Source organism: Thermococcus sp. PK, from assembly GCF_000430485.1.
GTDB classification, from domain to species: Archaea; Methanobacteriota_B; Thermococci; order Thermococcales; family Thermococcaceae; genus Thermococcus_A; species Thermococcus_A bergensis.
Genome location: NZ_KE387149.1, coordinates 1,102,972 through 1,112,952, shown reverse-complemented (window position 1 = coordinate 1,112,952; position 9,981 = coordinate 1,102,972). Strand labels below are relative to the sequence as shown.

The 9,981-nt window shown below is 43.8% G+C and carries 11 protein-coding genes; 5 read left to right on the top strand and 6 right to left on the bottom strand.

Annotated elements, in window-relative coordinates:
• Positions 1-183 precede the first annotated feature (183 nt).
• A complete protein-coding gene (locus THEPK_RS08030) occupies positions 184-1,896 on the bottom strand; it encodes a hypothetical protein (protein WP_232194560.1) in 1,713 nt (570 codons plus the stop codon).
• A 112-nt stretch (positions 1,897-2,008) separates the two neighbouring features.
• Here THEPK_RS08030 and THEPK_RS08025 point away from each other — a divergent pair, with 112 nt between their 5' ends.
• Positions 2,009-3,472 carry a DHH family phosphoesterase gene (locus THEPK_RS08025; protein ID WP_042700404.1) on the top strand — a complete coding sequence of 488 codons (1,464 nt, stop codon included), beginning with the start codon at positions 2,009-2,011 and terminating at the stop codon, positions 3,470-3,472.
• Here the strand turns inward: THEPK_RS08025 and THEPK_RS08020 are convergent.
• The 4 genes from THEPK_RS08020 to THEPK_RS08005 all read right to left on the bottom strand — a co-directional run bounded on the left by THEPK_RS08020 (position 3,469) and on the right by THEPK_RS08005 (position 5,605).
• Positions 3,469-3,678 carry a PRC-barrel domain-containing protein gene (locus THEPK_RS08020; protein ID WP_042700401.1) on the bottom strand — a complete coding sequence of 70 codons (210 nt, stop codon included), beginning with the start codon at positions 3,676-3,678 and terminating at the stop codon, positions 3,469-3,471. The genes THEPK_RS08025 and THEPK_RS08020 overlap by 4 nt on opposite strands.
• A 134-nt stretch (positions 3,679-3,812) precedes the next feature.
• On the bottom strand, positions 3,813-4,448 hold the full coding sequence (locus THEPK_RS08015; protein WP_042700399.1) for a DUF120 domain-containing protein: 636 nt from the start codon (positions 4,446-4,448) through the stop codon (positions 3,813-3,815).
• Positions 4,435-4,995 (bottom strand): endonuclease V, encoded by a 561-nt coding sequence (locus THEPK_RS08010; RefSeq protein ID WP_042700396.1) that lies wholly within the window; start codon positions 4,993-4,995, stop codon positions 4,435-4,437. The genes THEPK_RS08015 and THEPK_RS08010 overlap by 14 nt, the downstream gene beginning before the upstream one ends.
• Positions 4,985-5,605, bottom strand: a complete 621-nt coding sequence (locus tag THEPK_RS08005) for a translin family protein (RefSeq protein WP_042700393.1) — start codon at positions 5,603-5,605, stop codon at positions 4,985-4,987. The genes THEPK_RS08010 and THEPK_RS08005 overlap by 11 nt, the downstream gene beginning before the upstream one ends.
• A 340-nt stretch (positions 5,606-5,945) precedes the next feature.
• On the opposite strand from THEPK_RS08005, the gene THEPK_RS08000 reads away from it, so the two are divergent.
• Positions 5,946-7,163 (top strand): methionine adenosyltransferase, encoded by a 1,218-nt coding sequence (locus THEPK_RS08000; RefSeq protein WP_042700390.1) that lies wholly within the window; start codon positions 5,946-5,948, stop codon positions 7,161-7,163.
• 1 nt (position 7,164) lies between these two features.
• Here THEPK_RS08000 and THEPK_RS13675 read toward each other — a convergent pair whose 3' ends face one another.
• Positions 7,165-7,293, bottom strand: a complete 129-nt coding sequence (locus THEPK_RS13675) for a hypothetical protein (RefSeq protein ID WP_004066822.1) — start codon at positions 7,291-7,293, stop codon at positions 7,165-7,167.
• 136 nt (positions 7,294-7,429) lie between these two features.
• Here THEPK_RS13675 and THEPK_RS07995 point away from each other — a divergent pair, with 136 nt between their 5' ends.
• The 3 genes from THEPK_RS07995 (at position 7,430) to THEPK_RS07985 (ending at position 9,923) form a co-directional block, all read left to right on the top strand.
• Positions 7,430-7,984 carry an adenylate kinase family protein gene (locus tag THEPK_RS07995; RefSeq protein ID WP_042700387.1) on the top strand — a complete coding sequence of 185 codons (555 nt, stop codon included), beginning with the start codon at positions 7,430-7,432 and terminating at the stop codon, positions 7,982-7,984.
• The gene (gene htpX / locus THEPK_RS07990) at positions 7,975-8,853 is read left to right on the top strand and encodes a zinc metalloprotease HtpX (protein WP_042700384.1); all 879 of its coding nucleotides are present in this window, start codon (positions 7,975-7,977) and stop codon (positions 8,851-8,853) included. The genes THEPK_RS07995 and htpX overlap by 10 nt, the downstream gene beginning before the upstream one ends.
• Positions 8,854-8,939: 86 nt before the next feature.
• The gene (locus THEPK_RS07985; protein WP_232194559.1) at positions 8,940-9,923 is read left to right on the top strand and encodes a hypothetical protein; all 984 of its coding nucleotides are present in this window, start codon (positions 8,940-8,942) and stop codon (positions 9,921-9,923) included.
• Positions 9,924-9,981: the final 58 nt, after the last annotated feature.

Here is a 9,981-nt window from a genome sequence, read left to right as displayed (position 1 = left end):
GGATTTTAGGGGCGATTCTGGCCGTGAATCTGGACAGATTATACAACTTCACAGATGGTGGGAACTAGGGTAAACTATCTTAACTTCTTACCAGAGAGCTTAAAAACCTTTGAATTAAAAATAAAGTGGTGATGAGCTCGGCAAATCTGAGCGTTGCTATGATGACGATCTTGAGTGCTGATGTCATCTTATCTTAATTTCAGCGTTTCTGAGCTTTATTGGAATGTTATGCTCTGCGGATACTTCTCTTATTACCTTTTCCATGACTTTCATGACATCTTCACGCACTCTTTCGTCAGAAATAATTCCTAGCAGGGTGCTTCTTTTGTCAAAGCTTGCCTCAAGATCAACCAGCACTGTCCCTCCCTTAAACTCCCAATCAAAATTCATCCACCTAAAAACTGAATTTGGAAGCTCCGTTAGTTCTCTCTGCAGTCTTCTCCGCATTTCCTCTATTGCTGGCACTATTTTGGTTTTCAACAGAGTCTCTTCAATTTCTCTCTTTTTTTCTTCAGTTATATATGAGAGCTCCTCAACTCCCGCTTCTCTGAGAAGCTTTTCTATCTCCTTTTCTAACTCTTCTTTCTTGCTGATTATCTGCTCGGCTACTCCCGAAACGTTCTCCTCTTCTAGGTGAAGCTCTACCCTGTGGACAGTTACATATTTGTTCAACGCTCTTCCAATCTCTCTTGCGTGCTGCCTTAGTATTTTATTGACGACGCCTTCTGCTTCTTCTTTGCTAATTCCGGAAGCTTTGCCCCAGAGTGTTAGGTTAATTTCGTGCTCTCTTCTCCCCTTTATGTCTAGGAGCATCTTCTCGATGTCGATACCTGCACTTTGAATGTCTTTGAATATCACTCTAGCATAGGTAGAGAAGTATGGCTTGATGCTTTCATGTGCTTCAACTATTATGTTGCTTTCCACTCTGCGTGGAACAACAACTTCTTCCTTCTCTTTTTTCTCTTCTTCCGGCTCTCCGGGAGCGATTATCCTGGCCTGGGCGTTATTTAAGATTGGCTTAAGCCCGGCCTTTCTCCAGATTACTGGAAGGTGTTTGTTCACAAAGTACAGCACCCTCTTTTCCAGGGCTTCCCTTGAGCTTTTGTCTTTCTCACTCGTTCCATAAATGTTTACGCGAAGATAGATTACTCCAGAACCAACCTCTCCGATTAGTTCCATTTTCTTTATAGAAACTCCATCCAGGGTTTTTATCTCCTCTAGGATTTCTTCCCCGTACTCCTGAAGAATTGGCTTAAAGATTTCTCCCCCCACTACTTCCACTTCAATATCTGGACTGCCTGGGCTGTCGGGTTTTTTCTCTACTTTGGGGATTTCTTCAGGGACTTGTTCCTCCTCACTTTTCGGAGGAACTTCCTTTTCAGTATCTTTTTGTACTGTCTCTTGAGGTTCCACTTTTGCTTGCTTTTCTTCTCTCTTCTCGAGGACTCTCTCTAGCAATTTTTCCTTTTCCAGTAGTTCAGTGTCTTCAATTTTGCTCTCCCCGAATAGTTTCTTAAGCTCGACTTTTGGAGTCGCATTGTAAATTTCAAGATTGTCGGTTATTGAGAGCTTTAGGGATATTTCATCGAGCCCGTACAAGTCCACTACGAGTGGATAGCCCAGTATCTTCTTTAGGGTTTCAATGCTGTCCTTTCCGGTTAACCTCTTTTTGGAATTCAGGAGGTCTACCTGAGCAGCCAGAAGTTTTTTTCTGTCCAGCATAATTGTTGCATAATACTTTTCTTTTTCGTCCTTGGTGAAAATTTTCAAAAATACTCCGCTAAACCCGTGATTGGAAAAAGCATTGTAGATTAAAGTAAGCAGTTCCTGTTTTTTGGTGCATACAATGTTCTCTTCTATTGGTGTGATATCTGGAAGTTGCATCTCTACCACCATTAGGTATATATATCAAAAGCTGAATAAAGGTTCAGGAAACTACAAAGGCTTTATACAATTTAAAGTTCATTTGGGAATATATTTAAGCATTATTGTCCTTAAGGTGGGTACCATGAGAGTGTTAATACTTGGTGGAGGAACCATAGGGAGAAGTATTGCTCATGCACTTAGAGGAGAATTTGATATTGTCCTTGTTGAACAGGACGAAATTAGGGCAAAATCTCTCAGCGAGGGCGGGTTTCATGTTATTCAAGGGGATTTCACTTTTACTGCCTCTTTGTTAAAGGCGGGCATTGATAGAGCAGATTTGATAATAATAACCACAACAGACATAAATAAGATAAAAAGGGCAATACCCACAATTAAAAACAACAATCCAGAAGTGCCGATTTTAGTCATCCTTCCTGATGATATGACCGCTGAAGACCTGACATCTCAGATAAAGGAAGAATTTGAAAGCGAGGTCAAAATAGACTATGCTATCTCCCCAAAGGAAGCCGTAATCAAGGCAGTAGTTGAGATGGTAGAGGACATAGGAACGAGGAAGAATGCAATTTTACTTTCCAAAAAGCTCTCGGAACTAAAGCAAAAGACTGACTCACTTTTAATAGTCATGCACGACAATCCCGACCCAGATGCCATGGCAAGCGCTGCAGCTCTCCAAGCAATTGCCCAAAACATGGGGCTAAAGGCAACAATTGTTTATGGAGGAGATATAACGCACCATGAAAATAGGGCGTTTGTAAATCTTCTTGGGCTGGATATGAGGAAAGTTTCTCCGGGCTCTTATGAGATTAAGAGGTACTCCGCCATAGCCCTGGTTGACTGTCAGCCCAATGGAAATGTGAGCATTTTAGACGACGAGGATATTAGGAAAATAGAGATAATTGTTGACCATCATCAGCTTCTCCAGAATCTAGAAGAAAAGCTCCCCAAGAGCGCATTTTTTGATATCAGGCCGGAGGTAAACGCTACCTCCTCAATAATGGTTGAGTATCTGAAACACCTCAATATAGAGGTCAATGAGCTTCTTAGCACCAGCCTTTTCTACGGCATCTACATAGACACAAAGAAGTTCTCAAAGCTTAGTCATACCGACCTCGAAGCTTTGGAGTTTTTGGCTGGAAAGGTGGATTACGACATACTGGAAAAGATAGAGTCTCCGGACATCTCTACCGAAACTGCAGAGGTCTTGGCCAGGGCAATCTTAAAAAGAAAAGTATACAAAAACATTGTCATTTCAAACGTAGGCTTTATAACTAACAGGGACGCCATTCCTGAATCTGCGGACTTTTTACTCAGGCTGGAAGGTGTCAATACCGTCTTAGTCTTTGGTATAGTCGATGACAGGATTGAAATTTCCGCCAGAACCAGGGACGTAAGGGTAAACATAGGCAAGGTTCTGAAGGAGGCTTTTGGAGACATAGGTAGCGGTGGAGGACACCCACAATCGGGGGGTGCAAGAATTCCGCTGGGAATCTTCAAACTTGCTAAGGACAAGGAGTCACTATTAAAATTGGTAGAAGAAGCAATAACAGAGAAATTCCTAGAGGCTCTGAATGCCAAGGAGGGCTAGTCTTTCTTTGCTTCTATCAATATTATGTCCCCAATTGCGGTTACCCTCTCGTAGGGAATTCCAACTTTTTCTCCGGGGAGTCCAAGTGCCAGTATTCTTCCCGCTCCCTTGTCGATCTCTATCAATACCTCATCAACGTAACCGATGTAATATCCCCTAGTGTCGTATATTTGCTTTCCGTAAAGCTTTGACAACCTCATTACCATATCACTCACCGTTTGAAATTGGAGGTCTTTCCTTTTAAATTTTCTCACTCATCGCAGTGTTTTCAAGTAAGGAGTTTGAAGAAAATGACTGCGAGCAAGTTTGAGGGTAGGCGAGGGAGACCAAACCCCATTCTTCACTTTACTACCTCTACTTTAACCTTTGAGCCGTCCTTTAGATTGAGCTTCTCTCTAAGGCATACGGGCGCTATTATTTCCGCGATTCTCGGCGGGTGTATCGTCCTGGAAGGGACAACTATCGCCCCTTCGATTCCGTTTATCCTGACTTTGTAAGCCTTTACGTCTCCAAAGGTTCTGCCCTCTTTTGTGAAACCCGGGATTGTTATGGGTTCCACATTGTAGAGCGCATCGTAAATCGTCTTTGGAAAGATTACTAAGATATTCAGAGTTCCCGGATAAGGTGTAAAGCCGAGGTAATCCTTTATCCTGTCCCGGTACTGTTCCACGTAATATTTACCTTCCCCAATCCCCGAAACGACTTCTCCCAAGATAAATTTCCCATACAAAACCTTTCCAATTTCGTCGAACATTTCCTCAAGAAGCTCTAACCCTTTAGGAGTTATCTCCACAAAGGTTTTCTTTCCGGAGACTTCCTTCTTTAAATAGCCGTTTTTTTCCAGGCTTTCAAGCCTTCTCATTACTGACTGGGGAGAGGTGTTTAATTCCCTGGAAAGCTCTCTGAGAGTAACCCTGACCTTATCCCCGATGGCACCTTTCTTGGCGAGGGAAATGAGCAGCTTAATATCTTCCATTTTCAGCACCCTTGGAAAGTTTATCCGCAATTCTAAGAGGTTTTGGATAGCCGTTTTCATTAATCATTTCAATAATCTTCTTTGCGGAGTCAAGGTCAATTAAGTTGCCAACACTTACATAAGCTTTTCCCACCTTTACGAAGTCTTTTGTATTGGGCAAGGGGCGTTTTGCGACCCCTATTGTGGGTTTATTGATAAGGACACCTACATGCGAAGCCAAGCCATACCCTCTTGGATGAGCCTTTCCGTGCCCCTCGACAAGGAGAACATCAAACTCTTCGCCCTTCAGAAGTATCAAAATAGGTCTCGTTTCTCTCAGAAAGAAATAGGTGGGAATATATGGAAAGGTCACCTCTGTTTCAGCAACTTTTGTCCTCAGCACTTCACAGGAAGGAAAGGAGCACAAAACAAAAGCCCCTCTCGCTCTATTTCCCTTATAAGAAACATCAACCGCAGCGACACTCTTAACCTCTGAGATATCCAGCGGCTGTTCTACGATTTTTCTGCTCAGCTTTCTTTGAAGTTCTGCAATCTTTTTAAGATCCATCTCTCCACTCCTCAAGCTTCTTTTCCAAATCCTTGTTAATCTTCGCCCTTGTCAAATCTTCAAGGGTTCTTTCCAGAACATATCTTGCCTGATCCTGCTTTTGCCTTATGTTTACAAGCCCTTTGGGATATTCGAGAGTAACAAGCTCATCGTAAACTTTTTCCATGAAAGCGTAGACTTCCTGAGCCTCCTCTAAGTCTCCTTTCAGCAAGAGAGTTAGAAAATATCTCCTTAGCTCTCCAATGAAGTCTCCAATTCCAAGGGCATAGTCGGCCTCGGGGATTCCAATCTCCTTTGGAGAGGGAAAGTCTTTTCCAAGGAGATAGCAGTAGAAAAGTAATGCCTCAACGTACTCTTGGTGTGCGCTCTGAACGTAGCCCGTGAAGTAGAGGTCCTCATGACCTTTGAGCTTCTCTTTTAGTTTTTTAACGAGCTCTTCAGCTTTTTCCAGTCTCTCCTTTGCGGTCTTGATCTCTCCTCTATGCAGGGCTTTTATTGAGTCTCCGCTCAGCCTTACGATGTCCCGGGTAAGCTTGAGTGCCTCCTCCCGCAGTTCATCTTTTTTATCAAGAACTTCTCTTATCTCGGCTATTATCTCAGAAATGTTCATTCCTCACCACCGAAAAGATTTCGATTACAAGAATAAAAACCTTCTTATGTGGGCTTGGCGTATCCCACCGCTGTCATCGTTAGCCTTTCGGCAACCTCAAGCGGCCCCGGAGGCCAGGCCCTGTGCGCCCGGCATCGTCCCCCAGATTCACAGCTGCCCAGACGCTCCTCCGGTCGGGCTACCGGGCGTGTCGGATGCCATTATAATACTCTGCAGAGAGAAATTTTAATTTTTCTATTTCCAATAACTGCCAGTTATATCTTGGCATTGACATCATGCCGAAAAATATATAAATGCACCCTCTGACTATGCACGTAAGAATTCATTTGAGGTGATGCTCATGGTTGAAAAGAAGAGAAACATCATAGTTGAAGAGCTCGTGAGGACTCCTGTTGAGATGCAAAAGGTAGAGCTCGTAGAGAGAAAGGGAATAGGTCACCCAGACAGCATAGCCGATGGAATAGCGGAAGCCGTTAGCAGAGCCCTTTCAAGAGAGTACATAAAGAGGTACGGAATTATTCTCCACCACAACACAGACCAGGTTGAAGTTGTTGGAGGAAGGGCTTATCCAAGGTTCGGCGGCGGTGAAGTGATAAAGCCGATATACATCCTTCTCTCAGGTAGAGCGGTTGAGTTTGTTGATAAAGAAATGTTCCCCGTTCATGAAGTGGCAATCAAGGCAGCAAAGGACTACTTAAGGAAGGCAGTTAGACACCTAGACGTAGAAGAGCACGTGGTCATTGACTCAAGAATAGGACAGGGAAGCGTTGATCTGGTTGGTGTTTTCAACAAAGTCAAGGAGAACCCGATACCCCTTGCAAACGACACATCCTTTGGTGTGGGCTATGCTCCATTAAGCGAAACCGAGAAGATAGTCCTTGAAACTGAGAAGCTCCTCAACAGTGAGAAGTTTAAGAAGGAATGGCCAGCCGTTGGTGAGGACATCAAGGTTATGGGACTCAGGAGAGGAGACGAGATTGACCTTACAATTGCCGCTGCCATAGTTGACAGCGAGGTTCAGAACCCACAGGAGTACATGGAGGTCAAGGAGGGAATATATAACGCAGTTAGGGAGCTCGTTTCCCAATACACAGAGAGAAAGGTCAACATTTACGTTAACACTGCTGACGACCCAGAAAACGACATCTACTACATAACCGTTACGGGAACTTCAGCAGAGGCTGGAGATGACGGTAGCGTGGGTAGAGGAAACAGAGTAAATGGTCTCATTACTCCAAACAGGCACATGAGTATGGAGGCAGCGGCCGGTAAGAACCCCGTCAGCCACGTGGGTAAGATATACAACATCCTCTCTACCTTAATAGCAAACGACATTGCCGAGCAGATAGAAGGAGTGCAAGAAGCCTACGTGAGAATTCTCAGCCAGATAGGAAAGCCAATTGACGAGCCTCTTGTCGCAAGCATCCAGGTAATTCCAAAGCCGGGCTACAAAGTTGAGCAGTTCGAGAGACAGGCCTATGAAATCGCAGACGAGTGGCTTGCAAACATAACAAAAATACAAAAAATGATATTGGAAGACAAAATTAACGTCTTCTGATTTAACTAGTGCTCTTTTTCATCTTTTCTTGCATAAGAATTCTCAAGATTCTAGCCTCTTCAAGCAATAGCTTTTCCTTTTGCTTCTTTATGATTTCAAGCTTCTTTTGCAAAAGCCTATCATCCCTCATAGGAAATCACCAGAGTGTATATGTCTTTCTTCCTTAAAAACCTTCCGCTTAATGCCTAAGTTTACATCGACAAAAGACGTAAAAAACCATATCTTTAAAAACCTTGGGTCAATAAATTAGATAGAGGTGAGAGAACATGATAATTGCCGTGAGCGGGACACCCGGAGTTGGAAAAACAACTGTAGCAAAACTTTTAGCCAAAAAATTGGGTTACGATTACGTAGACCTTAGAGAGTTCGCCCTAAAACACGGTATCGGCGAGATGAAGGGAGAAGAACTTGAAGTTGAAGTTGATGAACTCGCCTATTATGTTGAAAAAGAGCTCAAAGACAAGGATGTGGTACTTGACGGGCACCTGAGCCACCTGATGCCAGCCGATCAGATTATAATACTCAGAGCTCATCCAAAACTGGTAGGAGAACGTTTAAAGGAGAGAGGATACAGCGAGGAAAAAATAGCCGAAAATGTCGAGGCAGAGCTCGTTGACGTGTGCCTTTTAGAGGCCATAGATGAAAACGAGAACATCATAGAAGTAGATACCACAAACAAATCTCCCGAAGAAGTCGTGGAAGAAATCCTGGACCTCCTGAATAGGGGAATAAAAAGAAGAGTAGGCATAGTTGACTGGACTAAAGTGTATGACGAAGTACTTCCATATCTGAAACTTGGAGGTGATGACGAATGGGCGTAGGCCTGTGGATTAGAACAGGAGTTTTGATGGCATTCCTTACTGGCCTATTAATGGCTATAGGCTATGTTCTGGGCAATGAGACTGGAATGCTCTTTGCTTTCATCTTCGCTTTGATGATGAACTTCTTCAGCTACTGGTACAGCGATAAAATCGTTCTCACATGGTATAGGGCAAGAATTCTGGAAGAAGATGAAGCCCCAGAGCTCTATGAGATAGTGAGGGGATTGGCTCAAGAAGCAGGAATCCCCACGCCAAAAGTGGCAATAGTACCAACTGAAACACCAAACGCCTTTGCAACCGGCAGAAATCCAAAGCATGCTGTGGTTGCAGTCACTCAGGGGCTGTTGAGACTCCTAAATAGGGATGAACTTGAAGGAGTAATAGCCCACGAGATAAGCCACATAAAGAACAGAGACATACTCATCCAAACTCTAGCGGCAGTATTGGCTGGAGCAATAATTATGGTGGCGAGATGGGCCGGATGGATGCTCTGGCTCGGAGGATTTGGAGGAAGGGATAGGGATAGAGACGCAGGGAGTGCTTTGGGAGCTATACTCTTGATAGTACTCGCTCCGATAGCCGCGATGCTAATTCAGATGGCAATAAGCAGGGCAAGGGAATACCTGGCAGATGAAACCGGAGCAAAGATAAGCGGAAAACCGTGGGCTCTTGCAAGGGCCCTTGAGAAGATTGAATACGCTGTCTCGATGAGACCCCTCAGAGATGGAAACCCGGCAACTGCCCACATGTTCATAGTAAACCCATTCAGGGGAGTCAGCTTTGCAGAGCTGTTCTCAACACACCCGCCAACCCAGAAAAGAATCGAAAGGCTCAGGAAGATTGCGGAAGAAATGGGAATTGCCTTTTGATTTCATTTCTAATTTTCTTGAAACCATCGAAATTGATTTATATTTTTAAAACGTAGATTTTGTTGATGATCAGTATAAAACGATTGATGCTACCGGCTCTTGTGATACTGTTGCTTTTCTCGGCCTATTATGCCAGCACACTTAGGAATAACTCTCAAACTTGGGATGAAAATGACCTCTACCTCTGGAGGACAAAAATTGAGCGCTTGGCTGTGAATTCAAGCTATGGAATCGGTGCAGTATGGCTTGGAAAGGACAGCCTGGCGAGGGACAACTACATCCACATTGCAATAAGCCCGTATGGAAACAAAGAAGCCCTCATGAAGGCTATTAAAGAGCAGGGCATCCCCCTTGAGGCTGTTAAAATAGAAGTCCGGGGAGAATACGACGAGGACTTCACAAAACCGGAACCTCTTTGTCCCGTGAACTATACCCACAACCGGGCGGAGGACGTTGAAGGGGATGTAAGAATATACACAAGCTTTGGAACAAGCGGGATGTACTATCTCAAACTGCTTTCATGTGAAGAGGAGGGAAACAGGTTAAAGCTCACTTTCAAGCTGTGGAAGTGCAATCCCGCATCCATTATGTGCACTTCAGACATCACGTTTCCATCGTTTGAAATCAAGTTTTTGAAAGACTATCAAAACGTGGAAGTTATAGTTCTGGCAGATAGTTGGGAGGGAAAAAGAACTGGCATCTATATATTTGATCTTTCCCGCAAGCCTCTTTGGGTTCTTTATGAAGGCTCCGAGAAAAGAGAGGAGATGTACATCTATAGAGACGGCTGGATTAGAGTTCTTTATGCCCATCCATCAAAGGAAGCACTTGAAGAGATTGGCAGCCCTTACATCCAGCTTTATCCTTGGGAGCTTTTTAGGGAGTATGAGTATAATCAGACGAGGCTTAATCAGGAAGTCTTGGCAATTGCGGAAGAAAAAGGGTACATTGCAGAGGAAAAAGAACGGCTGGTATTTGTTTACGTCCCAGACTTCAGTAAAGAAACTCTGCAAAAGATAGAGGACGATTTTGGAGAGTATGTTCAGGCAATAGTATTGAGGAGTGGATAGCTATTCAACCTTTCGAGAGAAAGCCTTAAAAACTCTCTTCCCAGCTCAAAACGATGGC

Bases quoted from the DNA above. Each gene is read 5' to 3' on its own strand.
- THEPK_RS08030 (WP_232194560.1), bottom strand. From the start codon at position 1,896: ATGGTGGTAGAGATGCAACTTCCAGATATCACACCAATAGAAGAGAAC.
- THEPK_RS08025 (WP_042700404.1), top strand. From the start codon at position 2,009: ATGAGAGTGTTAATACTTGGTGGAGGAACCATAGGGAGAAGTATTGCT.
- THEPK_RS08020 (WP_042700401.1), bottom strand. From the start codon at position 3,678: ATGGTAATGAGGTTGTCAAAGCTTTACGGAAAGCAAATATACGACACT.
- THEPK_RS08015 (WP_042700399.1), bottom strand. From the start codon at position 4,448: ATGGAAGATATTAAGCTGCTCATTTCCCTCGCCAAGAAAGGTGCCATC.
- THEPK_RS08010 (WP_042700396.1), bottom strand. From the start codon at position 4,995: ATGGATCTTAAAAAGATTGCAGAACTTCAAAGAAAGCTGAGCAGAAAA.
- THEPK_RS08005 (WP_042700393.1), bottom strand. From the start codon at position 5,605: ATGAACATTTCTGAGATAATAGCCGAGATAAGAGAAGTTCTTGATAAA.
- THEPK_RS08000 (WP_042700390.1), top strand. From the start codon at position 5,946: ATGGTTGAAAAGAAGAGAAACATCATAGTTGAAGAGCTCGTGAGGACT.
- THEPK_RS13675 (WP_004066822.1), bottom strand. From the start codon at position 7,293: ATGAGGGATGATAGGCTTTTGCAAAAGAAGCTTGAAATCATAAAGAAG.
- THEPK_RS07995 (WP_042700387.1), top strand. From the start codon at position 7,430: ATGATAATTGCCGTGAGCGGGACACCCGGAGTTGGAAAAACAACTGTA.
- htpX (WP_042700384.1), top strand. From the start codon at position 7,975: ATGGGCGTAGGCCTGTGGATTAGAACAGGAGTTTTGATGGCATTCCTT.
- THEPK_RS07985 (WP_232194559.1), top strand. From the start codon at position 8,940: ATGCTACCGGCTCTTGTGATACTGTTGCTTTTCTCGGCCTATTATGCC.